We start from the raw sequence: 24,155 nt of genomic DNA, 5'->3' as shown, positions 1-24,155 counted from the left end.
AGAAAAACAGCATGCAGGTTCAAATCGCTGTGTGCATGGATGATAAGAAGGGTAAGATTGCCGTTTCGGCAATCTTACCCTTCTTCATTATTCCGCCGGATAGGAGCAACAGTAATCCGTTACACTGAACACTTCCAGAGCGAACTTGGAACGGGCAGGCACATGGAAAGTTGCCGATCCGTTAATTTCCTGCCACGTGTCTGCACCGGGCAGAAGAACCTTTAGCTGACCGGAAACAATCTCCATAATTTCCGGGCCGTCCGTACCGAATTCATAAGTGCCTGGAAGCATGATGCCGAGCGTTACCTTGCTTCCGTCTTCTTGGATGACGGTCCGGCTGGTTACCTGACCGTCATAATAAATATTCGCTGCTTTGACAATCGTTGCGTTCTTCAATTGCGACATGAATACTCACTGCTCCTCATCTTCTGGAACTTGATCTATGCAGGGATTAAACGCTTAGAGCAGCGCTTTGACGCGGCTAACGACGTTTTCCACCGTAAATCCGTATTCTTTGATAACTCTGTCCCCGGGAGCGGATGCACCGAAGGTCGTGATGCCAAGAATATCGCCTTTGTCGCCAACATAACGTTCCCACCCGAAGGTTTGCGCCATTTCAATAGCAAGACGGGCTTTCACGTCAGGAAGAATGACGGAATTCTTGTAAGCTTGATCCTGTTTCTCATACAGGCCCCAGCTTGGCATACTGATGACACGTACTTCAATGCCTTCTTTAGCAAGTTCTTCCTGAGCTTTGACAGCCAGTTGAACTTCGGAGCCTGTTGCGATAATTTGGGCAACCGGTTTGCCATTCTTCGCATCGGCTACCACGTACGCACCGCGTTTGATACCTTCTTTTGCACCTTCAACCGTGCCAGCCAGGATTGGAAGGTTTTGACGAGTCAATACCAACGCCACAGGGTTCTCTTTGTTTTCTACGGAATAAGCCCATGCAGCAGAGGTTTCATTGCCATCAGCCGGACGGATAACAGTCAGACCCGGAATGATACGCAGGGAAGCCAGCTGTTCAATTGGTTCATGCGTTGGTCCGTCTTCACCAACTGCGATACTGTCATGTGTCAACACGTAAGTAACAGGCAGTTTCATGATGGAAGCCAGACGTACCGCTGGACGCAGGTAGTCGGTGAACACGAAGAATGTGCCGCCGAACACTTTAACGCCGCCATGGAGCATCATACCGTTCATGGCTGCAGCCATACCAAATTCGCGTACCCCGAAGTAGATGTTACGGCCTTCGCGGCTTTGCGGTGTAAAATTGGTCAAACCGTTTAGATGAGTCATGGTGGAGCTTTCAAGGTCGGCAGAACCGCCCGTAAGCTGAGGCACGTTGCCTACAAGACCGTTCAAGGCATTACCGGAAGCCACGCGAGTGGAAACGGCTTTGTCTTCTACGGCATACTTCGGCAGATCAGCATCCCAGCCTTCTGGTAGATCGCCGGCAACAGCTGTATCGAACTGGGCTGCAAGTTCTGGGTAAGCCTTTTTATAAGCTTCGAACTGCTCGTTCCATTCCTTGTTCACTTTCACGCCATGCTCCTTCACTTTAGCGAAGTGTGCACGTACTTCATCCGGAACATGGAAATCTTCCTCGTATACCCAGTTGTAGAATTCCTTGGTCAGCTTGGCTTCGTCGGAACCCAGCGGAGAACCGTGCGTACCACCGTGGCCGCCTTTACCCTGCTTGTTCGGGCTGCCGTAACCGATGATCGTTTTCACTTCGATCAGGGTTGGTTTTTCCGTTTCAGCTTGAGCTTCAGCAATCGCTTTTTCGATGGCAGGAAGATCATTTCCGTCTTCAACGCGCAGCACTTGCCAGCCATAAGCTTCAAAACGCTTTTGAACATTTTCGGAGAAGGAAAGGTTCAATTTTCCATCCAGGGAAATGTCATTGGAATCATATAGTGTGATCAATTTGCCGAGCTTCTGATGACCAGCCAGGGAAGCTGCTTCAGAAGAGATACCTTCCATCAGGTCGCCGTCGCCGCAAATTGCGTATGTGTAATGATCAACAACATTGAATTGATCTTTGTTGTATGTTGCAGCCAGCTGTGCTTCAGCCATAGCCATACCAACCGCCATAGCAATACCTTGGCCGAGAGGTCCGGTCGTTGCGTCAACGCCTGCTGTATGTCCGAATTCAGGGTGACCTGGTGTCAAGCTTCCCCATTGACGGAACTGCTTCAGCTCTTCCATTGGAAGATCGTAGCCGCTCAGGTGCAGCAAGCTGTACAGAAGCATGGATCCATGTCCTGCAGACAATACGAAACGGTCACGGTTGATCCAAGTTGGATTTTCCGGATTGTGGTTCATCGTTTTGGCGAACAATTGGTAACCCATTGGCGCAGAGCCCATAGGCATGCCGGGGTGTCCGGAGTTCGCTTTCTCGATGGCATCGATAGCCAAAGTACGAATGGTGGTGATCGAAAGATTATCGATAGTCGAATTCTCTTTTTTGTCGATCGCTTGATTCTTGTCAGTCATGTTTATCCTCCTTAAGTATTCTGGGAAATTTAAAAGCGGCAGCGATGCTGCTTCATAATCCTGGTTAAATCAACTACAATGAACACAAAAGAAAGGCATCAAAAGCCTTCTCCAGCCTGCGGATTATGAAGAAGCTCCGCTTGAATGTTTCATTTTGACTTATTGTAACACTTGGCAGTCTTCTTTTCCATATCCTTTATCACCATTCCCTGCCGGGAACGTCATTATGCGGCAGCATTTGTCAACATTCAGAATGATAAAAAATCGTAATATACCGCTGATTAAAGCGGTCACATTTCGAGTATTCTTTTCTTTTCTCCTGAAATAATTTGTCACAATTTTTTAGCTGCCCAATTCTTTTTACGGGAGGTAAGCCTTTCTGGATAACCGTCTGAAACACCTCGTCCTGTCCCCTGCCTTCTGGATCAGCGGGCTCATCTGCGGTCTGCTTGGCGGTATCATTCTCGGTATCTTCCTCAAGCTCGTGGAGCACATAACCGGGCATCTGGTGTACCACCTGCTGCTGAATGTTGATTTTGTAAGCTTTCTGCCGCCGATGATACCTGAGTGGGTCGAGTTTGCTCTGCATCTAATGATGTCCCTTGGAATCGGGATTCTTTATTCCGGGTGGAACATGCTCAGCCCGAAACCGCATAGTCTGCTGAGAGCCCTGACCTTGGGCCTCCTGTCATCGCTGCTGTTTTTCCCGCTGGCAGCCTTGTCCGATCGAGTGCCCTCGCCTATTGATATGACTGCTTTTACCTGGTGGTTTACCGGACATCTATTGTACGGCTTCATGCTCTATGTCTCAGCAAGAACATTGAATCCGTCTTATAGAATTGCCAAATCCAAAAAGGCATAGTCCTATTCATTAACCGCAATGGGCGAAAAACATGCAGCCCGGAATAAAAATTGCAGTGGATATGTTTTGGGATAACCGCAGACACTTTACGTCTAAAGAAAATTCAGCTAAACACGCGTACCTCGTTAATGGATCGCATTTACCAACAAACCGGAACGCAAAAAGAGACCCGCAATGGATTCATCACGGGTCTCTTTTACTGTATTCTTGCTAGACGGCCCGATTAGCGCGTGTTGCGCTTGCGGGCAGCCAGCAGGCGGTCCATCGAAGCGGACCGCTCCTCCTGCGGTGGCTTGGGCTCAGCCGCCGCCTTCTTGCCCGGCGCAGCCACCGGCTGCCGGGCTGCCTGCGTCCCGCGCGGCTCCACGGCGCTAGCCGCTGTTGGGCGGGACGCCCCGGAAGCCGGACGCTTCGTTCCGGCTTCCTTCGGCGCATCGGCGCGTGCCTGCGGCTGCGCCGCTATTTGCGGCGGTGCTGCAGAGCCGCCGCCGTAGAAGGCCGCGGCGCGCTGCTTGCGCGCGGCGAGCCTGCCGAGGCCGGCGTCTGCGGGCTCCGCCCCGCCGGCCGGATGTTGTGGCCGCCTGCGGAGCAGGGCGGCCAGGCGTGCGCCGATCAGGCCCCATGGGAGGGCCAGGCGGCGCACCGCAATATCCGCGACCCAGAGAATCAGGGCCGCGATGAGCAGCGCATAGCTGAGCTCATGCAGCTGCCGGCTTGGGCGCGGAGCCGCAGCGAAGAGCTGCTCCGGCTTGTCCCAGGAAAGCACGCGGCCGCCGGTCAATTCGGCAAGCCGCCCCAGCTCCTGCTTCGCGTCGCCCGACTCGATCCGGTACTCCGGCGAATACGGGACGATCAAGCCGCTTGGCATGGCTAAGCTTTTCCCATGGCTATCCTGAAGCGACATCAGAAAGGAGCCCGGCTGTTCCACCGTAATTTCCCCGCTGTAGCTTCCCGGGGATTCCTGAACCAGATCCACCGTGCTCGGCTGCAGCCGATCGCCGGTAATCACCGCCTGCAGCTGCTCCGGTCCGTCGCCTCCGGCGGCATTCACTTCGAACCGGACCTTGTTACCTTCCACTTGTGTTCTCACTTCATAAGGCGAAGCGGTAAACTGCGGGAAAGTCCATTTCACCATCTGTGTCAGCACATTCGAAAAGGCCGGCCACGATACCCAATCCTTCGACCATTTGCCCATCAAATCGCTCGTCCAGGCTACCGTCCTTCCTGATCCATATTGCCAGCGGACCAGCAGCGGATCAGGCTCCGGACTGGATAACACCGTCTGAGCGGCCGGTTTTGCCGTGGTCGCTACATAACCGTAGATTTGTGGTACCCCGTTTTCAAACAGCTTTCCCCAATCGCCCGCGTCCTGCAACGCAGGAACAAACGGTTTATCCACAATATAGGATTTTGAAATCATCGCGGCTTCCCGGCTGAAAATGGCCGGAATCGTCGTCTCATCCTCCGCCATGTAGAACCGGCCCTTGGCACCATCGGCAAGACTCTGCAGCAGATTCACGTCTGAATCTGAACCTACGGCTACCGTAGACATGGTGATTTTTTCATCCACCATTTGCGCAAGCAGCGATCCGTACGCGTCATTTCCGGCCGATTGGCCGTCCGTCATCAGGATGATATGTTTGCGCTGGGCCTGAACCTTCAGCATCTCCTCAACAGCCGAGGCTGCCGCAGGATAGATATCCGTTCCACCTTCACTTTGGATGGATTGAATCTGATCAATGACTTCTTCCTTTTTATTATCCAGCTTCATCGGCGGTACGACCCACCAGTTGCTTGAATCAAAAGCCAGAACGCCGACGGTATCCCTGGAACGCAGCATTTGGACGGTACGTATGGCGGCTTCCTTGGCCATTTCCATTTTGTCTCCGGACATACTGCCCGATCGGTCAATGACCAGGATCAGCCCGAGCGACGGGATTTGACGCTTGCCCTCCAGCTCCATGGATACCGGTAGAGCGCGTTCGATCGGCGTTTTAAAATACCCGCCCATGCCGTAGCTATCCTCACCGCCAGCCATCATAAAGCCGATGCCGTAGCTCTTCACAGCCTGTTCAATCATTTCCATTTTACGCTCACCGACCTGGTCGGCGGATACGTTGTTAAAAATAATCGAATCATACGCTGCATATTTAGCCATTTCATTCGGCAGCAGCGCCGGACTTGGCATGACCTCATACTGCACCAGCCCTGACGACAATGCCGATGTGATATTCGCAGAGGTTCCCTTCTTGCCTTCAACAATCAGCACTTTCGGTGGACCATCAACACGTGTAAAGGCATATCCGGCATTGTTGGCCGACTGCTGGTCACCCTCCATGAAGATCTCTGCCCGGTATCGATGCAATCCTGTCGTTTTAGCCAAAGCTTTGACAGCATAGCGATTTTCACCTGCGTCAATATCGACCGTTTCTCTGCCGATTTCACGGCTGTCTTCATAAAGCCTTAGCTCTCCACGGCCTTTGTAAGTACTTTGTACAAGCACTTCAATGGAAAAGGCTTCTGCCTGATAGAGCTTCTGAGGCACGCTCACTTCTTCTACCGACACATCCTTTACCTGCCGAGAAGGGGACTGGAGCACGTCTACGGCGATGCCCTGATCCTTCAGCATTCGGCCGGCCGCAAGCATGCTCCCGACATTTTCCTTGCCGTCGCTGATCAGTACGATCCGGGAATCAGAGCGTCCATCCAAAAGATTGCCAGCCAGCATGAGTCCCGATTCCAGGTTAGTAAAGTCAGGATTCTGCGCCGCATTCAGTTTTAAGCTTTCCGGCAACCGGGGCAGCAGCTTCTGTTCGTAGGCTGCTTGCAGCGAAGAGGAGACGACCCCGATGGTATCATCCTCTTTTTTAGAAGCGGCTGATTTCACCATCCATGCCTCTGCCTGCCCTGACTCAGGCATACTTGCAGATCTGTCCACCAGGTAGACAACCTTTTTCTGCTGAAGCACGGTATAAGACTGCAGACCCGAAATGGCCAAAACCAACAGCAATAGCACAGCAGACCTTATGATCACAGCCCCTTTTTTCCGCGCACCGGATAAACGAAAGTCGGAACGATACGCATAAAACATAACCGCTGCCAGCGGAATGAGCAGGAGCAGCAGCCAAGGGTGATTAAATTGAACGCCCACGCTGATACACCCCCCATTCCACTAAAATAATCAATAATGCTAACGAAGCAAGCAGCGTGATAAGCGATACTTGGCGCTCATCGCTATGGCTTTTGGCTGGAACTGAGTCTGAAACCGCAGTTGGAGGCGTTTCTTTCCCATCCTTCGCAATCTGGCCTATAGCAGCAAGCTTGGCATTGGTCTCGCCCCACTGCGCTTCATACGGATCCGCAGCGGATTCAGCGAGATATTCCAGCTTCTTCCCGGCGCTGTTTTTCTGTTCAAAAGCATACAGTCCAGGAACAGAAGGTACCTGCTGCAAGGCATTAATCCCTTTGTCTCCGGTTTCCGCCTCCAGATTCTGCACCTTCATTTCTCTGGCCATCCCCTCTTTGGCGACCCATTGTGCTGAAACGGTATCCGCAGCGATCGGAATTTCCACACGCGTTCCCGCTGTCAGACGACCCAGGCTTTTACCGCCGCTCTCTGTCAGCCATGATACGGCTTCATGGACCACAATCGGAAACTCCGCCGATAACGGAAAGTCTGTTTCCTGCAGATTGAACAAGAAGGTCAAACGCTGCTCCCCTTTTTCGGTCCCCGCAATGATAGCAGGATGGTTCTCAATGCTGACGATCGGCTCCGCCCAGTCCGGCAGCTTGCGATCCAGTACACTGCCGATATAAACACCGTTATAGCTTGCATAGCGGTTTACCGGATGATTGGCAAGCCTCAGCTGCCCTCCGTTCACATTGACTTTGTTTCCATCGCCTCCGAGCGTCCATACCGGTGTACGGTCCAGCAGCTTCTTCCACTCTCCCTGGGCAGTAAAAGCTGGAGCTGCTCCGTCAATGACGATTAGATCAGGCTGATTCTCAGGAACAGCTGTCCCGCTGGTGTCGCCTGGATTGGCGTCTGTGCCGCCTTCCTGAGGCAAGGCCATTTTAACGACCTCGGCACCTGTCAGCTGAAGCCCCTTCTCCAGAAACAGATTGCCTTGGGTCATCAGCAGAATCCGCGGTGTCTCGTTATGCTGCGAAAAGGCATAGGCCTCATTGTCCGCTTGATAATCGTCGCTTCCCTCCAGCTCAGCCCGGTATACCTCCGCTGCGGGTAAGTCCCGGAAGGTCAGCGTAAGCGATGCACCCGGCTTGATCTCTGCAGAGGATGTTGTGAGCAGCTTGCCATCCCCGTACAAATTAACTTCCGCCTGCTTCGCAGCCTTGCTGCTATTTTTCACGACGGCTACGGCTGTCTTTCCGCCTGATTCATCCTTCACGCCAAACTGCTGCAGACCCAGGTTGAAGCCTGCTTTTGAATCCAGGGTTACGACCTTTACCGGCGCTTGAAAGGGAATCGATGAAGGATCTCCCTTCCACTGTCCATCGGTAAAGACAACCACCTCCGCATCGGATTCATCCCGTGTCAGCGCCGAGGCGAGCGATAGCGTTTCATTATAGGAGGCTTTGCCAAAATAGGCCTGCAGTGAATCGATAGCCTCGTTGGCACGTCCATGATCTTTTTCCCGGGAAATGATTAAATTCGGCTCCGTATTCATGCTGAGGAGGGTGACATCACTGTTCTTGGCCTCCTGCTTAATATAATCTTTCATCTCCTGCTTCATCTGTTCCAGACGCTCCTGAGAAGGCTGACCCGATACCATGCTTACTGCACTCATACTTCCGGATGTATCCGCCACCAGCACAACATGCTCTTTCCCGCCCCCTGAAGACCACAAATACGGCTTCATTAGAGCAACCACGAGGAGTGCAGCGGCAAGCAGCTGGAGCCAAAGCAGAAGCCTGTTCTGCAGCTTTTGCCATGGCCGGTTTGCCTCCAGATTCTTCAGGACTCTCTGCCATAGCAGATGGCTCGGCACTTTGGTGTCGAGAAATTTGCGTTTGAGCAGATACATGGCCAGAATCGCCGGTATGCTAAGACCGAACCAGAGCCCGAGCCATGAACCGATTCCCACTTGGATCCCCCCTTTCCTTACGTTCTCGAATCGATTAGACCCGTACCAGACCGGATCCCGCTAACACGCCGAACACAGCTTCCTGCAGCGTCATATCGCTTGACAGCGTGACGAATGAAATCCCTCGTTCGGAAGCTATTTTCCGTAATTCATTCTGATAGCGTTCCAGCTCATCACGGTAACTTTGAAGTACACGTCCAGTGATGGCGACTTCCTTGCCGGTATTCAGCTCACTATCCACAAGCCGCAAATCTCCACTAAGATCTGGGTGGATCTCCTCCGGTGACAGCACCTGCACGAGGACAACCTCCTGGCCGGCACCCGCCAAACGGGAAAGAATGCTGCCCATCGCAGACTCGCCTTCTCCAAGCCAGAAATCGGAAAAGACCCAGGTCATTCCGGAAAGGCGCGGCATGGCACCGGGCTCTCCCAGCGCAGAAGATAGGCTGCCTTCTCCTCCCGGAGGAGCATCATGCAAAAATTGAAATAGCCTCATGGTAGAACCCCTACCCCGCAGTAAAGGCAATCGGCCATCCAGCCGGTCGCTGTAGCAATAAGCTCCGACCCGTTCATACGAGCAGAGCGCAATATAACCGATGCTGGCAGCAAGCCTTTTGGCAAAAAGCAGCTTATTCCCGGCTCCCTCGCGGGTTGGCTTCCCATCTAATGACGAACCGCCGAAGTCCATTGAAGCGGAGCAGTCCACATACAGGCTGACCATCAGCTCCTGCTCGTCCATAAACTGCCTTACAAACGGCTTTCCCGTACGGGAATATACGCCCCAATCAAAGCGGCGGATATCGTCTCCGGGTGCATATGAACGATAATCGGCGAATTCGAGTGAAGCGCCGAGCCTGCTGGAACGCCGCTTGCCCTGAAGTGTACCAGCAACCCGTCTGCCTGAACCGAGCGTGAGCCTTTCCAGGCGCATCATCCAGTCCGGGGGCAGCAGATGGGCGCTGCTCATGACCGCCCTCCGAGCGCCTGGAGCATCTCGCTTACGACCTGATCTGTCGTAATACCCATGGCCTGTCCTTCAAAGTTCAGGAATATCCGGTGACGCAGTGCAGGTATGGCTACAGCGTTAATATCACTTTGAGCAAGATGCATTCTTCCCTGGCATACCGCACGCACCTTGCCGGTAGAAATAATAGATTGAATTCCGCGTGGTCCGGAACCGAAGCGCACATATTTCTTCACGCCCTCCGGTGCGGATTCTTCTTCGGGATGCGACATCATCAGCAGCCTTGCCGCATAGTCGAGCACCTCGTCAGCTACCAGCACTTCTCTTGCCCCATGCTGGATTTCCAGCAGCTCTTCCGATCCCGCCTGCTTCACAATCGAAGGCTGGTGGTTTGAAGTCGTTCTCCTCACGATTTCTTTGAGCTCCTCCGCTTTTGGATAAGGCACGAGTATTTTAAGGAGAAACCGGTCAAGCTGTGCCTCTGGCAGTGGATAGGTCCCTTCGTTTTCAAGCGGATTTTGAGTCGCCAGTACGAAAAACGGGTTCGGTAGACGGTGCGTCTCATTCCCGACGGTCACGGTCTTCTCCTGCATAGCTTCCAGCAGCGCGCTCTGGGTCTTCGGTGTGGCACGGTTGATTTCATCCGCCAGTACAATGCTGCTGAAGAGTGGTCCGCTTTGGAACGTCATCGCTGTCTCGCCTTGTCTCCCGAACGATAGAATCTGTGTCCCGGTAATGTCGCTTGGCATCAGGTCAGGCGTAAATTGAACGCGTGAAAAGGACAGGTCAAGAGTGTCTGCAATCGTGCGGACCAGCATCGTTTTCCCCAGTCCCGGAATGCCTTCCAGCAGCGCATGTCCTCCGGCAAAAATGCACCAAAGCATCTGCTCAACAACCTCCTGCTGGCCAACAATGATTTCACCAATCTGATTGCGCACGCGAGATATCGTTTCTTTCCAGGCCTCAGGCCGGATTTGGGTTTCCTGCATCTTTACGCTCCTCCTGGTTCCCTTAAATATGGATATATTCGTTACCGCGATCTTTTACATCTCACGGATTCGGGTTAATTCCGGTAAAATAACTCTCGACCAGGCCCTGCATCTGCTGCGGCAGCTCTTGCCGCCCCAGCGACTTCTTGGCCTCGGCCTCGTATTCCTTGTACACTTCCTCGTACGGTCGGCTGGCCCCATCGACGGCTGGAGAAACTCCGCCTTTCTGGATCGTGCCGCCTTGCCCCTTTAGTGGTCCCTTGTCATTTTGCTTATTCCCACTGCCTTCAAACTTGCGCGGCGTCATGACGAGATCGCGTCCTCCTGCCCCCATACCGGCACCCGGCCCTTGGCCAGCTCCCTGGCCGCTTCCAGAGCCGCTGCCGTTGCCTGAACCGCTGCCATTACCAACACCCTTGCCTTGTGTTCCGCTGCTACCAGGAGAAGCGGAACCGCTATCTTCCGGATCCGCTTCGCCGGACTCTTCGGCCATGGCAAGCTCTTCTGCGCTGCCGCCGCTGCTCCATGCATCCGATACCTGCATGCCTGATGCGGTCATTTGCGAAGCCAAACCAAGTCCCTGGGAGGCCAGCTTGGAGCTCATGCTGGAGGCGGCCGCTGACTGGCTCGAAGCGGCTGCACGAGCCGCTAACGCTTTGGCCATTGCTGCTTCAAGATCACTGAGAGCTTCATCCACTTCTTTATCCTTTGCCCCTTCTGCCAGTGCCTTTTCCGTCTTTTTCAAAGCATCCTTCAGTGCCTGGGTCTCCGGGTTTTTAGCAGCTTCATCCGCCAGCTTGCTCAGCGCCTCCTTGAGCTGCTTCTTTTGCTCTGGGGAAAGCTGCTTCACCTGCTGCTTGAGATTCTCCATTGATTTTTTGAGGTCTTCCGATTTTCCCTGAGCAAGACTATTGCCCAGGGATGACATATTCGGAGTGTCCTGCATTTTCTTTCCGAGCTCAGACAATTTCTGAACAGCCGCTTCTTGCTTCGCAGCTGTTTTTTCCATCTCTTTCATTGTTTTCTCCAGCTCAGCCAGTGCTTTTTCCGGATCCTTCTTCCCATCCAGATTTTTTTGCAGCGCTTTTAAAGAATCCTCGAGTGATTTTTTCACAGCTGGATCAAGCTTTTGTGTCTGAAGCTGCTGTGCCAGCTGCTCCGTCTTCTGCTTCTGATCCTGCACCCATCCCTTTTGACGGGCAGCCTCAGCAAGCTTAGTATCCATGGGACTTGGCAAGATAGAGAGCCCGGCCCCAACGACAAGAAGAATGCAGCTCGCAATCGCTACTTTTTTATAGCTTGGGTATGGAAGTCTGCTCTTGAGATGAGCTGTGAAGCTGCTTCCATATGCCACCGCCTGCTTGCGCTGCCACTGGGCTGCGGGAGTTTCCTGTTCAGCAAAAGAGAGCGCCGTCACCATCATATCGCTCCGCTCGGCTCCACCGGTGGCCGCATCCATGGCCTGTGCTGCCTCTCTTTCCTTCACGCGGTATAACAAGCCCCAGGCAGCCCCAGTAATAAAGCCGGCCAATACAGCTGCCAATGCCAGATAACGGTAGAATGGAATTGGCCACAGCCGGGCCGCTAGCAGCAGAAGGATGGCTGCACCAAGTCCGGCGGCAATTCCATATAAAGAATAGCGGATGAGCCGGAACTGCTGGAGTCGTAACTTCGCTTTGGAAACCGCTCTCCGAATGGCGTCCATAAGCTGTCCTCCTTTGTTCGTTCATTTTTTAGATGCATCATTTTCTTAGCAAATAGGGTTATGAATGATCGCTTGCACTCGTTTCCAAAGCCGGAGCCTGATTGTCCTGATCTTTGGATTTACGTCTTGCCACCGGACGAATCCGGCGGATACTAATCCATAAAGAAGCGATGATTACCACGCTGTATACCAGAACAAACTCCTGCCACAGCTGAATCGGCGCATTCGAGTTCAGGTTACCGTTACGAAGCATAAAGGCTTGCTTTGAAAAGCTGGGTTCAAACAGACTAATCAGTGCCCCCGCCGGGTTAAGACCCAGAATATAACCGACAAAAGAGTACGTTGTCGCTGTGCTTGGCATGGAGTAATAGCTCCGCTGAACAATGCTCATGATGAATAAATACAAGAGGCCTGTCAGAAGAAAGATGCATAAAGCGACGCCATATGTCACAATGACCGCAACCATCGTCCGTTTAAACAGCGTTGAGAACAGCACCCCAAGTGACCCCAGAAGCAGCATGACGAATAAATAGAACAAAAAGATAAAGATCATTTGCTTCAGGGAAATGCCTCCATATAAGAAAACGATGCTGTAGATCGGCATGGTCGCTACAATAATGAGGGTCATGAAGCTTAAGGAAGAAAATAGCTTGCTCAATATGATCGTTGACGAGCTTTGCTGGGTCGTCAGCAGCATGCTCAGCGTCTGCTTTTCCCGTTCCCCGCTGATGACTCCCGCCGTCAATGCCGGCGCCATAAACGCGATCAGCACCAGCTGCGCGAAGCTGAGCACATAGAACATCATGCGGCCTGCGCCTGAATTGAAGGATTGATTCCCCTGGTTGCCCAAATAAAGCGTAATATATATGAATCCCAACGCAATCAGGCCGAGTACCAGAATATAGGCCAGCAGGGAAATCGACGATCGCGGTGTACGCATTCGCAGTCGGAATTCTTTGTCCAGTACCGGATTTATCCATTTGCGGCTCCAGTTCATACGGCAGGCCCTCCTTTGGTGATTTCGAGGAATACATCCTCCAGATTGGTTTGCGCCTCATGAAAGGAAATTACAGCATATCCCCACGAGATGATCTTCTGCAGAAGCTGTACCTGCTCCAGGTCTCCGCCGCCAAAATGCACATGGATGCCTGTATTATCGGAGAGCACGGCTGACACCATGGCCTCATCCTGCAAGCGTGCAGCAAGCTCCTCTTCCCGTTCCATCGCGCGGACATGAAGCACTTTTTTGACGCGCAGCCGGGACTGAATGTCCGCAACCCTGCCCTGTGCCACCATCTGCCCATGCTCGATGACCCCGATCTCATCCACCATTTCCGCCAGCTCCGGCAAAATATGTGAGGAAATAATGATCGTCTTGCCCATTTGCTTCAGTTCTTTTAATATTTCGCGCATTTCAATTCTTGCCCTTGGATCAAGGCCGGAAGCCGGCTCATCCAAAATAAGCACCTTCGGATCGTGAATCAGGCATCGTGCCAGGCAGAGCCGCTGCTTCATCCCCCGGGAGAGGCTATCTACATAGACATCACTTTTGTCGCTCAGATTCACAAGCTCCAGCAGCTGCGGAATCAGCTTCTCACGTTCGCCGCGCGGGATATTGTAGCTAGCGCCGTAAAAATGCAGATATTCCGTCGTTTTCAGCTGATCATACACACCGAAGAAATCCGGCATATATCCGATTCTTTTACGCACTTCCTTCGGATGCTGGGTTACGTCAAAGCCGTCTACCTTGGCAATGCCCGACGTCGGCAGCATCAAGGTTGCCAATATCGACATGGTCGTCGATTTGCCGGCACCATTCGGCCCCACGAATCCAAATACAGTCCCTTCGGGAATATAGAGATTGATATCTTTTAATGCATCAAAATTACCGTAACGTTTACTTAAATGCTGAATGTCTATCATGGCTTCACTGCCCCCTCTACCGCAAGCTCGGGCAGCATCAGCTCCGTCGCTTCCTTGGCTGTCAGCTTAATGCGGATACGTCCCTGCGAAGCATATTGATCATTTGGATTTGCTGCGCTCCACTGCTTGGATGCATCCCATTTGATGAGCTCCCAGTCCTGCTTTTTATAATTGAAAATATAATATTCCGTTTGCTTGCCAGGATTTTTAGCCTGGAGCTTCAACATGCCGCCTGTCATCTTTTTCATATCCGTCACATCATAGTCAAATGTGATATATCCCTGTTCGATATGGCTGATTCCGTTTGGCTGCTCATACCAGTTCGGAGAAGCCACTTGATTGACGATTGGTGTGATAAAGCCCAGAGGTATCTTCACCTTGCCATTTTGTGTCCAGCTAATATCCACCGGCTGAAGCCACAGGTTCAATTGATCACTATCAATATCACGGCCATCATTACGATAGTTAAACAGCTTATCCTTACTGAATGCCACGATGTAAGCATCTTGAGCTGACCATGCGGAACCCTGAAGATAGTTATCCAGCATGCCTCTCTCCCGGTTGTAAGGATCCTGTCCACCCGAATTGTTCTGGAACATGGCAAAGCTCAGCATGCCGTTCCGGACGGCCTGTGCGTTTTTGACCGATGCAAGAGAAATGGATTTCCCTTGCTCCAGATCTCCCAGCGGATAAAGTTTCCCGCCGACAACGAGCCCGGCATGGGTCAAATTTTTGGATGTCGTATTCACGACTTTTCCGTCAATGTCACCCTTATCATTAATAAAGAGACTGACCTCTAGTTGGCCCAGTCCTTCATTCTGGGAACGCTGTTCCACCCAGAGCTTGGCCAGGGACCACTGAGGCATGTCCAACAGCTCGACGCCTGTCTCCTTGGAACCAACCTCTACCAGACTCAGGCTGTCAGCTGATCCAGAGAATGAACCTCCGTCCCGCTGGATCGTCACATAGGAGTTGGCAGGCAGTTCAAGATGATAGTCTCCGCTTCCCGGTGAAAAGAAGGCTGTCGCGCTTTTGACTTTTCCCTGTCCGCGGCCGTCCAGCTCCACCACATTGAGCGTGTGGGCAAGCTCCTTTGTTTTATCGGAAGCACCAATAAAATATACCGTACCGCTTGCGATGACTGCGATTAAAGGAATCATCCACCATGCCCATTCACGCTTGTCCACTCTTTTTAATAGCAGGTAAAGCAGCGGTGCAACGACAACCGCATAAATAACGATCAACCACGCCAGAACCTGAAACGAAGGCATTTTAAGCGATGGAAAGAAGTTCAGAATATAACTCAGATTCATTAGTGGATTGTAATTCCCGCGCATGGCGTTCAGATTGTTCGTTTGAAGTTCAGTGCCGAGCAGCGCAGACCATACAGACGGATGACCAGCCCACGAGGCAATCGGTTCCTGAGCGACGTCATAAGCAGCGTAAAGCACCTTGCCATTCTCCACCTGCCGGCTCGCAAACAGCGGCTTGCCTCCGGTGGTGTACATCAGCTTCGCATCCTTTACCAATTCAGCATCGGATAGCGTAAGCTCTCCTCCCAAATTCAGCTTTGCAGCCCCGCCTTGGGCGCTTCCCTGCTTGAATGCTCCCAGTTTTTCCAGCTCGGGCAGCGACGTCACGCTGAATGTTCCTTTATATTTGACCGGCGATATCTCAGCAAAAGGAGCTGCTGTTTTCGGGTAAGCCGCACCGCCTCCGAGGATCAGCTTGCCTCCGGTCTTGACCCATTGCTCAATGGACTTGACCTGTGCCGGAGTGAGCGTGTCGGACGCGAAGCGGTCGAATACTAGCACATCCAGTCCATCCATCAGCATCGGATCTTCAGAAATATCCTTCTGCTTCATATGCATGACGCTAATTTTTGAATTGCCGCTTTGCAGCATTCCGAGAAAGTTCATCGCATCCGGATCATCGGACAGCACACCGACATTCGTGGAATTAATAGTAGCGCCGTTGATATAGCTGTCGGTGCCGTTAGAGAAGCTGATGAGCTTTCCCTTCTCCACAGATCCTTCATAAAACCTCACTGTATTATTGTTTTTGTTATACTGCTGCCCTGGAATAGCCAGGACAACCTCCTTGGGCGTATCCTTCGGCAGCTCGACATGCTGCACATAAGAAGAAGGACTGTTTCCGAATTGGTTCTGCAACACCTGGAAGACAATATCTCCCGACAGGTCCTGATTGCTCGTAAGTGTTAGCTTCAGTGGATTCCAAGTTCCATTTTTGATCATACCGCTGTAGCCAGCTTCACTTTTCACAATAATGGAAGGCTTGTCATCGGCATGCGCAATCCCGGTGCCAAGTCCAAGCTGAAGCAGCAAAAGTATCGCCACGGCCCACAAAGGCAGCCTTGTCCGCTTCATATCACGTTTTATCAAAGACAACATGTATACCCCCCCCTCTCTAATCCATGCTTGATTTGATCTTACGATATTAAAGACGCTTCGTTTCTTAAGTTTCACTTCAATATTCTAAAAATTTTCTAAAGAAAATTTTGTTGAAAGTACTTTACAACAGAAGAACTTGCTTATATTGGACCTTTTTCGCAGCTGAATCAAATGTCTTGAGTACGCGTAAAACCCGGATATGTTGATAAAAAAAGCCTGCTTCTCTCGAAGCAGGCTTTCTACGGTAAAACATTCTTTTTGACTTGTTTAACAGGATCTTAGCTGTTCTCCGGGTAAAGAACGCCGGATTAACCGTTAAATACGACCGTTTTATTTTCATGAACCAAAATTCGGTCCTCGATATGCCATTTGACGGCTCTGGCGAGTACGACACGCTCAATGGTGCGCCCGATCCGCTTCAATTCGCTGACATCATCGCGGTGGCTGACCCGCTGTACGTCTTGCTCAATGATCGGACCGCCATCCAGCACTTCCGTGACGTAGTGGGCAGTGGCTCCAATAATTTTCACACCACGCTCATAAGCTTGGGCATAAGGCTTGCCGCCGACAAAAGCCGGGAGGAATGAATGGTGAATATTGATAATCCGGTTCCGGTAGTGCTCGATAAAGGTTGGAGAGATAATCTGCATGTACCGTGCCAAAATAATCACATCAATATCGCTGCCTACCACTTCAAGCTGGCGCTGTTCAGCTTCTTTCTTCGTATCTGCCGTTACCGGGATATGATGATAAGGAATGCCGAAGGATTCAACATACTCTTTCATATCCGGATGATTGCTTACAACCATCGCAATTTCTGCGTCAAGATCTCCCGCCTGCCATTGCCACAGCAATTCAACCAGACAGTGATCCTCCTTCGAGACGAAGATCGCCAGTCTTTTCTTGCGGCTGACATTGTAGATTTCCCATTGCATACTGAATGTTGCTGCGACAGGCGCAAACTTTTCTTCCAGATCAGGCAATCGCTGCTCCAGATCGACCAGATCGAACTCGACACGCATGAAGAACATGCCGCCCTCCGGGTCCATCGTATATTGATCGGATTGAACGATATTCGCTCCATGCTGATGCAGAAAATGCGATACGGCAGCGACGATTCCAGGTCCATCCGGGCAAGAAATGAGCATACGCGCGCGATTTTGATGTGCTTGTGACGCAGATGTTGCGTTCTTTTTGACATGTAGTTCCATGAGACTCCTGCTCCTCCCTAATACTATCTCTCTAATATGAATGCCTATTTCAAGGCTTCTTTGCCTGCCAGACAGGCGATCAGCCGCTCATTAATTTGTTTCTCGCTCAGATCAGGGAACAGTTTGGCTTCCATAATCATGTCATACAGGCGTTCCAGCGGCTCCCGGGAGTCAGCCTTCTTCGCCTTGGCATCGTTTTTGAGCAGGGTCCACACATCCAGTACGAACTGGCGAGGGTCGATGTCCTGCTTTGCATAAAAACGATGCAGATCATCCACCTGATTAATAAAATCTGCACCAAAACGTTCTGATACATTGCCGCGCAGAAGTGCAATTTCAATCTCGTACATCGGACTCTGTGTTTTGGCATCCTTGCCGATCCACGGCGTCTCCAGAATGAACGGTCTGCCGGCGAGCTTTTCGTGATGAACGACATTGTTGATCGCATCAAAACCAATCCAGCCTGTCCCAAGCGGGGTATGACGGTCTTTTCCTGCTCCCCGCGGATTTTTGCTGTCATTGATATGAACGACACCAATGCGATCAAGACCGATAATACGGTCAAATTCTTCAAGCACGCCGTCGAGATCACTTACAATGTCGTAACCGGCGTCGTGAATATGGCATGTATCCATACAGATCGTCAGGCGTTCATTGTGCTTCACCTTCTCGATGATCGTGGCAATTTCCTCAAACGAGCGGCCCATTTCGGTTCCTTTGCCGGCCATCGTTTCCAGGGCAATATGAACCTCTGTTTCATTGGTTCCGTTCAGCACCTCGTTCAGACCATCGGCAATCCGCCCAAGTCCGTATTCCGGATCCTTGTCGGTATAAGCGCCCGGATGAAGAACGATATTCTTCACGCCAATAGCATGCGTGCGGCGGATCTCCTCCTGAAGAAAGCTGACCGCAAGCTCAAATGTATTGGACTTATACGATCCGAGGTTAATAATGTAAGGCGCATGCACGACAATTTCCTCGAAGCCGCTTTCCTTCATTAATTCCTTGCCTTCTTCCAGAAACATCGATTCAATCGGTTTGCGGCGCGTATTCTGCGGAGCACCGGTATATATCATAAACGAGCTCGATCCATAGGTGTTGGCTTCGTTTGTTGCACTCAAAAGGCCCTTGTCCGAAAAGGACACATGAGAACCGATTTTTAGCATAATCCATCCCCCTCATTAGAATTAACCCTTATTTTAGCGTGAATATCGAAATAAATCTAGAAATGCGTTATAATTCAGAAAAAGGTTTAATGAATTGAAGATAATCTTAGAGGTGAACCACATGCATAGTTCATTGGGCACGAGGCTGCTGTCCTCCATGCCATCCAATATCTTTATGGATTCGATGATAGTATGGGCGGTTATCATGCTGATCTCCATGTGCATCGGCGGATACTTTATGATCCGTAAATTTCTGAAGGTACTTCCCAAAAATGACGGCAGATCCAAGCTGGACTGGCAAAATCACTGGGTTGAAACCAGCCGCCACCTATGGTCGGATGAATCCAAGGAATTTTTGGACAAACTGGTCAAGCCCGTTCCCGGACCGTTCCGCGATATCGCCAAACACTCCATTGCGGCTGAAATCGGCAGAATCGCCTTGGAAGAACAGGCTAAGGAGGTAACCCGAGATCACTGCATCAAAGGTTATATCTCCGCCACGCCGAAACGGGACAACAAGTTCCTGGTCGCTTTCCTTAACAAAAACCAGATTGACTACAAGCCATATGAGCATCTGATGCAAAAGTAGACCCTTTGTCTGCGAACAAAGCCCCCGGGCAGGAGCGTCAGATTGAAGAAATGAACCATTTCATCAGTCTGATTCCATGCCAGGGGGCTTTTGCATACGAAAAAACAAGTAAACCGTCCATATACGTACTTTCTCAGCAAGCAGAGTACATATGTCGGATGTTTTCTTACGTTATAAGCATGCCGAGTCCTCGAAGATTATACGTTTGAATATCTAAACGCAAAGAGGTGTACAGCTCATGAAAATTACGATTTGCGGCGGAACAGGCTTTATTGGGAAGGCTCTCTCTGAGCATTTGCTGCAGCAAGGCCACGAAGTGATCATCATTACCCGCAAAGTGCCGGAAACTGAACAAGATGGATCAAAGTACATGACATGGGATCAAATCGATGCCACGCCTGTACTTCTTGAAGGCACGGAGGCAATCGTCAATCTGGCCGGTTCTTCCCTGAGTCAGCGCTGGACGCCCAAAGCCAAGCAAAGCATTATCGAGTCGCGGATGAAAACCGTCCAGGCCATATCCAAACTGGTTCACACCCTTCATCAAAAGCCCGCAGTCGTTGTTCAAGCATCGGCTATAGCTATATATGGCACATCGCGCGTTGATACTTTCAGTGAAGAAAGCCCGGAACATGTCGTCGATTTCCCCTCATCTGTCGTGAAGGAATGGGAGGATACCGCGGAACTGATTCAGGGTGTCCGCCTGATCAAGCTCCGGACCAGTGTTGTCCTGGGAACTCATGGCGGTGCCTTCCCGCTCATGAAGCTTCCGTACACGCTTGGATTCGGCGGAAGAATTGGAAGCGGGAAGCAATGGGTGTCCTGGATTCATCTGCATGATATGGTCCGGTTGATTGAATTCTGTATCACTCATCCGGATATAAGCGGCCCCGTCAATGCATCCGCCCCAGAGCCCGTAACCAACAATCAGTTCGGGCAGACGGTGGGCCATATCTATCATCGCCCTCACTGGTTCCCTGTACCTTCTTTTCTGATGAAAACGGTTCTTGGTGAGCTATCTCTCATCATATTGGAAGGGCAACGCGTCATACCGGAAAAGATTCTAAAGCATGGCTTCCGCTTCGATTACCCGACGCTGGAGCAGGCTTTGCAGAATTTGAAGGAGAACTAGGCAGAGCGGAAGGTATAGGCTCCTTTAACGATAATAAAATGATCCCCGTCATGAAGCGGATATTCTTTATAAGGAACCAGCATCTCTCCCAACAGACGGGTGCCATTTTTCGAGCCGAGATCCTTGATCTGATATCCCCCGTCTTCGGTCCGGCTCAGCTCCACATGTGCGCGTGAGGCTCCCACCGAGTTTTCAACATACTGTGCCACCTCTTCAGAGCGGCCTATCACAAAATGCTGCTGCCTCAGCTCGATGCGTTCAGCCCTTGTCTCCCCCTCCCCTTCTCTTAACAGATAACACACGGGTGCAAATTTATCAGCTGCGGCATTCGCACCAGTAACCGTATTACTTAGCATAACGGTTGCACTGCCTTTACCCGAATTCAGTATCTCCGTCTTTTGCCCGAGCCTGCTGTAATAATCTCTTTCTGCCATGTCCGTATCCGGTGCATCCGAATCTGAATTCACACCTGCATGATTCCATATCCTCTGATTAAATGCCGAAATCCGTGCCCCGTTATCAGCTTCATTCTTCCCTATGCCGCTTTCATGTTCGTCAGCCACTCTCTGATCCGATGGAGACTGAGGAAATTTCCATTTCCAATCCGGCTCAGGGTCATGATCTATAGAAGCCGGCTCAGAAGGCTTATCCATGCCTTTTTTCATGCTGCCTTTGAAAAAACCTGTCAATTGTTCTATCTCAAATCGCGTACTTCCTTTGTTTGGCTTCGAATTAGCAGAAAGCTCGGTAGAACCGAAATCGGGCAGATCATTGAATGGAATAGAAGCCGCCCCCTTGTTTTTTGGTGCAAAGAGCCTGCCAGCCCAGCTCAATACAGCAGCTATGCCAAGGATAACCGTGAGCAAAAGGCATATGATTAACTTTCCACTGCTTGGAGCAGGCATATAGATCATTCTCCATACAATAGCCGCCATCAGCAGACAACCAAGAGCTATGTAAGTTCTTCGCGATGAAGCAGGTTCTTGTTCTCTTTCCTCGTCAGGTATTATTTCTTCCTCTGTCCTGGATCCGTAACTGTTCCAGCTCTTGAGAAAGGCAGGTACTTCCGGATCAGCATCCCGGTTATTCGGATTAGGCTTATTCCGGCTTATGCTGAGCATCGGAAATGCTTCGGCTGCCGTTGTGCTTCTGCTTCTCCTTAACGCCAAATCGATCGCACCGTCTCCATGGTTCTCAGTGCTCACCCGTTCCGTTCTCCCTTTTAAGGCATAGGAGTTCATTTCCGCCTGTTGTGTACCCTGATGTGCATGATTTGTATTTTTGCTTACTCCTGCTCTTGAGTAGGCTGCAGGAGCTTGTTCATGATCCGGTTCAGAAGTGTATCCCTGCTTCACGTTTACTGCCAAGTTCATACGTACCTCATCTGCACCGGACAACAGTCTGAGGAGCAGCTTCTTAAAGCCGCTCACCGTAAAATCCTCGGAAGCCGTGAACTGAAGCAGCTGCTGAACGCCCCCACCACTCAGCTCTATGACGGATGCCATGAACCGGGTAACAAGCTCCTTTAAACTGTCACTAACCGGCCTTAAACCTTCTGTCCGCTCAAGCGGAATATATGTCAGGTAAAGTGTACCTTCCTGAAGTGACCCATCCACAAAAATATAATCCTCCTCCAGAGCGAACTTCCCGGGCTGGAGCATGTACATCACGCTTTCTTCCAGTGTTTCCGCCACTTGCAGCAGAAGACTGTAGTATTCGGTCATGTTGATCCTCTCGCCCTTCAGCATGTGTGACAGTATCTTCTTTTCCGTCATGTCGTAGCGTAAAGTCACCTGCAGATCAACCTCTTGCACATGCAGCGGCAAAAAACGAGGAATCCGTGAAGCGGATATCATCGACACCTCAACCTTGCTCAGCTCGTCCGAACGGATTCCATTGGTTCCCGACAATATCATGAAGGTCCCGCCCTGTTGTATAAAATCTCTTGTTAAACCCAACAAATGAATTCACCCCTAGCTGTATAAAATGAACTAAAGATAACCATCTCTAAATAAACCGCATTGAATGAAGATGGAAGATATGGTGAAATAAACTTTAGTTCAATTTATGTGAGTGTATATATGCAGGCGAAAATATAACCAGGAACCACTGCCAGCATAAACGGAAAGCGGAGCTGCTGCTCCTTTCCAGTCTTAAGAGCCTGAAAACTCCTTAAGATGAAAACGCCCGCCAGGCTGCTCACGACTTTTCTTAGTCTCTTCACGGTCTCCCGTCTCCACAAGAGAATCATGACGCCTATGACACCGGCACAGAGCACTGAATAAACCAGGCATTGGACGGTAAGGAATGTCCCCATCCAAGCCCCAATGCCTCCAAACAGCTTCACATCACCAGCCCCAACCGCACCGATCACATGCATGATAAGCAGCAGTCCAAAGCCCACTCCAAGCCCCTTGGCGGAAAAAGCTACCCCCTGCAAACCACCTGTGATTGTATGAAGCAGAACTCCACTGAACATGGCGGTTAATGTCAACCAATTTGGAATTTTCATGGTTCTGATATCCGTTACAAAAGCTGCCATGACTATGAGCGTGCAGCCCCAGATTGAAACATCCATGTTCCTGAAGTCCCCCTTGTTCCACTTGAATAATTGTCGAACCAAGTCTCTGTTTAACCCTTCACGACAGTAAACATCACTTCGGTTCTCTGACCGTCAGCAGTTGTCACTACGAAGGGCCATGTGCCCGGGGTTGTATTCGGCCCGACAAACCATTCCCATTCAATATATCCTTCCGAATCTGCTTGCTTTTCTCCCAGATATTTGGCTGTGCTTTGACCACTCTTGTAAAAGACAGACAGGTTTGCAGAAGCCCCTGGCTCTATCTTGATGCGGACCTTCGTCTTTTTCCCGACATAAGCCGGGTCAGGCTTCTCCAGAACTTCTACAGCCTGTGTGCCCGACTCACCATTATTGCCATCATCGGCGCTTGTCTCCGTCTCTCCAATCCACAACCGCTCTTGGGCCTTGGCCTGGAGGACGATTTTCTTATTCAGAAACGGCACCTTTACGGGAAGCTCATAGCTTACTTCTATACCGAAGTAAGGATCTGTCCGCGTCTTTAAGTTCGGGATCTGAATATTGGATACATGGATTCTGTCGTAATCCAGCAGTTTGCCTTCCATATACGGTTTTAAAATAGGCTTGACCACCGGATCAAGCACAGTCTCAGCAACCTGATTCTTCAAATCCTGAAGCGGATCATCAGCTTTGCCCACAGCAGCTGCCATCCATTCATTCAACGGAGCTGGCATTGTATCCGTGTATTGTGATGCCCAATCACGGAGTGAGAGCTTGGGAATGCTCCAGCTTCCTTCCGGCTCTTTTCCGTCCTCATCTTTCTCGGGCGGCTTCTGCTCTATGGCCAGCGCGACCGGGTATATATGGGTCGATACCATTTTGACGGTATCGGATACCGTACTCTGCAGGGCAGTAGATATCAATGTCATTTTCACCATGTAAATCAGAAAGATGACAAAAAAGATGAACATCGGCATCACAAGCGATGCCTCAACCACCATGCTTCCTCGCTGGTCTTCACCGTTTACCCCGGTCATCTCTTTCCTGTATGCCATCA

At 51.0% G+C, this 24,155-nt stretch carries 18 protein-coding genes; 3 read left to right on the top strand and 15 right to left on the bottom strand.

The annotated features are described in order from the left end of the window. Positions 1 to 87: 87 nt before the first annotated feature. Together ppnP and tkt are read right to left on the bottom strand one after the other, a co-directional pair. The gene (gene ppnP, locus E6W40_RS01475) at positions 88 to 405 is read right to left on the bottom strand and encodes a pyrimidine/purine nucleoside phosphorylase (protein ID WP_136603851.1); all 318 of its coding nucleotides are present in this window, start codon (positions 403 to 405) and stop codon (positions 88 to 90) included. A gap of 54 nt (positions 406 to 459) precedes the next feature. Continuing rightward, positions 460 to 2,502 carry a transketolase gene (gene tkt / locus E6W40_RS01470; RefSeq protein WP_136603850.1) on the bottom strand — a complete coding sequence of 681 codons (2,043 nt, stop codon included), beginning with the start codon at positions 2,500 to 2,502 and terminating at the stop codon, positions 460 to 462. A gap of 484 nt (positions 2,503 to 2,986) precedes the next feature. Here tkt and E6W40_RS01465 point away from each other — a divergent pair, with 484 nt between their 5' ends. Continuing rightward, entirely contained in the window at positions 2,987 to 3,364 is a 378-nt protein-coding gene (locus tag E6W40_RS01465) for a hypothetical protein (RefSeq protein WP_136603849.1), read from the top strand. A gap of 223 nt (positions 3,365 to 3,587) precedes the next feature. Here E6W40_RS01465 and E6W40_RS01460 read toward each other — a convergent pair whose 3' ends face one another. The 10 genes from E6W40_RS01460 to E6W40_RS01415 form a co-directional block, all read right to left on the bottom strand. Continuing rightward, positions 3,588 to 6,515 carry a VWA domain-containing protein gene (locus E6W40_RS01460; protein ID WP_136603848.1) on the bottom strand — a complete coding sequence of 976 codons (2,928 nt, stop codon included), beginning with the start codon at positions 6,513 to 6,515 and terminating at the stop codon, positions 3,588 to 3,590. Then, a complete protein-coding gene (locus E6W40_RS01455) occupies positions 6,499 to 8,469 on the bottom strand; it encodes a vWA domain-containing protein (protein ID WP_136603847.1) in 1,971 nt (656 codons plus the stop codon). Before E6W40_RS01455 ends, E6W40_RS01460 begins: the two co-directional genes overlap by 17 nt. Positions 8,470 to 8,503: 34 nt before the next feature. Beyond that, positions 8,504 to 9,436: a DUF58 domain-containing protein gene (locus E6W40_RS01450; protein WP_136603846.1), complete on the bottom strand. Its 933-nt coding sequence runs from the start codon at positions 9,434 to 9,436 to the stop codon at positions 8,504 to 8,506. Continuing rightward, entirely contained in the window at positions 9,433 to 10,422 is a 990-nt protein-coding gene (locus tag E6W40_RS01445) for an AAA family ATPase (RefSeq protein ID WP_136603845.1), read from the bottom strand. Before E6W40_RS01445 ends, E6W40_RS01450 begins: the two co-directional genes overlap by 4 nt. 61 nt (positions 10,423 to 10,483) lie before the next feature. Continuing rightward, positions 10,484 to 12,127, bottom strand: a complete 1,644-nt coding sequence (locus E6W40_RS01440; protein WP_136603844.1) for a phage tail tape measure protein — start codon at positions 12,125 to 12,127, stop codon at positions 10,484 to 10,486. A gap of 58 nt (positions 12,128 to 12,185) precedes the next feature. Then, positions 12,186 to 13,124, bottom strand: coding sequence for an ABC transporter permease (locus E6W40_RS01435; protein ID WP_136603843.1), 939 nt, complete (start codon positions 13,122 to 13,124; stop codon positions 12,186 to 12,188). Further along, complete coding sequence (locus E6W40_RS01430; RefSeq protein WP_136603842.1) at positions 13,121 to 14,050, bottom strand: ABC transporter ATP-binding protein; 930 nt, start codon at positions 14,048 to 14,050, stop codon at positions 13,121 to 13,123. Before E6W40_RS01430 ends, E6W40_RS01435 begins: the two co-directional genes overlap by 4 nt. After that, on the bottom strand, positions 14,047 to 16,461 hold the full coding sequence (locus E6W40_RS01425; protein WP_136603841.1) for a DUF7408 domain-containing protein: 2,415 nt from the start codon (positions 16,459 to 16,461) through the stop codon (positions 14,047 to 14,049). The genes E6W40_RS01430 and E6W40_RS01425 overlap by 4 nt, the downstream gene beginning before the upstream one ends. Before the next feature lie 308 nt (positions 16,462 to 16,769). Next, positions 16,770 to 17,672, bottom strand: a complete 903-nt coding sequence (purU, locus tag E6W40_RS01420; RefSeq protein ID WP_136603840.1) for a formyltetrahydrofolate deformylase — start codon at positions 17,670 to 17,672, stop codon at positions 16,770 to 16,772. Between the two features lie 44 nt (positions 17,673 to 17,716). After that, positions 17,717 to 18,838 carry a deoxyribonuclease IV gene (locus E6W40_RS01415; protein WP_136603839.1) on the bottom strand — a complete coding sequence of 374 codons (1,122 nt, stop codon included), beginning with the start codon at positions 18,836 to 18,838 and terminating at the stop codon, positions 17,717 to 17,719. A 121-nt stretch (positions 18,839 to 18,959) separates the two neighbouring features. Here E6W40_RS01415 and E6W40_RS01410 point away from each other — a divergent pair, with 121 nt between their 5' ends. Together E6W40_RS01410 and E6W40_RS01405 are read left to right on the top strand one after the other, a co-directional pair. Beyond that, entirely contained in the window at positions 18,960 to 19,427 is a 468-nt protein-coding gene (locus tag E6W40_RS01410; protein ID WP_246072793.1) for a DUF2621 family protein, read from the top strand. 238 nt (positions 19,428 to 19,665) lie between these two features. Beyond that, the gene (locus tag E6W40_RS01405; protein WP_136603838.1) at positions 19,666 to 20,559 is read left to right on the top strand and encodes a TIGR01777 family oxidoreductase; all 894 of its coding nucleotides are present in this window, start codon (positions 19,666 to 19,668) and stop codon (positions 20,557 to 20,559) included. Here the strand turns inward: E6W40_RS01405 and E6W40_RS01400 are convergent. The 3 genes from E6W40_RS01400 to E6W40_RS01390 form a co-directional block, all read right to left on the bottom strand. Then, positions 20,556 to 22,475 carry a DUF6382 domain-containing protein gene (locus tag E6W40_RS01400; RefSeq protein WP_136603837.1) on the bottom strand — a complete coding sequence of 640 codons (1,920 nt, stop codon included), beginning with the start codon at positions 22,473 to 22,475 and terminating at the stop codon, positions 20,556 to 20,558. The two genes, E6W40_RS01405 and E6W40_RS01400, sit on opposite strands and share 4 nt — an antisense overlap. Positions 22,476 to 22,624: 149 nt before the next feature. After that, a complete protein-coding gene (locus E6W40_RS01395) occupies positions 22,625 to 23,137 on the bottom strand; it encodes an A24 family peptidase (protein ID WP_136603836.1) in 513 nt (170 codons plus the stop codon). A 53-nt stretch (positions 23,138 to 23,190) separates the two neighbouring features. Beyond that, entirely contained in the window at positions 23,191 to 24,153 is a 963-nt protein-coding gene (locus tag E6W40_RS01390) for a TadE/TadG family type IV pilus assembly protein (protein ID WP_425464930.1), read from the bottom strand. Between the last annotated feature and the right edge of the window lie 2 nt (positions 24,154 to 24,155).

Origin of the sequence: Paenibacillus dokdonensis, from assembly GCF_004916975.1 — a bacterium.
In the GTDB taxonomy this organism is placed as follows: Bacteria; Bacillota; Bacilli; order Paenibacillales; family Paenibacillaceae; genus Paenibacillus_AQ; species Paenibacillus_AQ dokdonensis.
Note: the sequence above shows the minus strand (reverse complement) of the source record. Positions and strands in the feature narration are given on the sequence as shown.

Excerpts from the sequence above, each read along its gene's own strand:
- E6W40_RS01430 (WP_136603842.1), bottom strand. The coding sequence starts at position 14,050 with ATGATAGACATTCAGCATTTAAGTAAACGTTACGGTAATTTTGATGCA.
- E6W40_RS01410 (WP_246072793.1), top strand. The coding sequence starts at position 18,960 with ATGCATAGTTCATTGGGCACGAGGCTGCTGTCCTCCATGCCATCCAAT.
- E6W40_RS01415 (WP_136603839.1), bottom strand. The coding sequence starts at position 18,838 with ATGCTAAAAATCGGTTCTCATGTGTCCTTTTCGGACAAGGGCCTTTTG.
- E6W40_RS01445 (WP_136603845.1), bottom strand. The coding sequence starts at position 10,422 with ATGCAGGAAACCCAAATCCGGCCTGAGGCCTGGAAAGAAACGATATCT.
- E6W40_RS01395 (WP_136603836.1), bottom strand. The coding sequence starts at position 23,137 with ATGGATGTTTCAATCTGGGGCTGCACGCTCATAGTCATGGCAGCTTTT.
- E6W40_RS01425 (WP_136603841.1), bottom strand. The coding sequence starts at position 16,461 with ATGTTGTCTTTGATAAAACGTGATATGAAGCGGACAAGGCTGCCTTTG.
- tkt (WP_136603850.1), bottom strand. The coding sequence starts at position 2,502 with ATGACTGACAAGAATCAAGCGATCGACAAAAAAGAGAATTCGACTATC.
- E6W40_RS01440 (WP_136603844.1), bottom strand. The coding sequence starts at position 12,127 with ATGGACGCCATTCGGAGAGCGGTTTCCAAAGCGAAGTTACGACTCCAG.
- E6W40_RS01450 (WP_136603846.1), bottom strand. The coding sequence starts at position 9,436 with ATGAGCAGCGCCCATCTGCTGCCCCCGGACTGGATGATGCGCCTGGAA.
- purU (WP_136603840.1), bottom strand. The coding sequence starts at position 17,672 with ATGGAACTACATGTCAAAAAGAACGCAACATCTGCGTCACAAGCACAT.
- E6W40_RS01400 (WP_136603837.1), bottom strand. The coding sequence starts at position 22,475 with ATGATATTGTCGGGAACCAATGGAATCCGTTCGGACGAGCTGAGCAAG.
- E6W40_RS01390 (WP_425464930.1), bottom strand. The coding sequence starts at position 24,153 with ATGGCATACAGGAAAGAGATGACCGGGGTAAACGGTGAAGACCAGCGA.
- E6W40_RS01405 (WP_136603838.1), top strand. The coding sequence starts at position 19,666 with ATGAAAATTACGATTTGCGGCGGAACAGGCTTTATTGGGAAGGCTCTC.
- ppnP (WP_136603851.1), bottom strand. The coding sequence starts at position 405 with ATGTCGCAATTGAAGAACGCAACGATTGTCAAAGCAGCGAATATTTAT.
- E6W40_RS01435 (WP_136603843.1), bottom strand. The coding sequence starts at position 13,124 with ATGAACTGGAGCCGCAAATGGATAAATCCGGTACTGGACAAAGAATTC.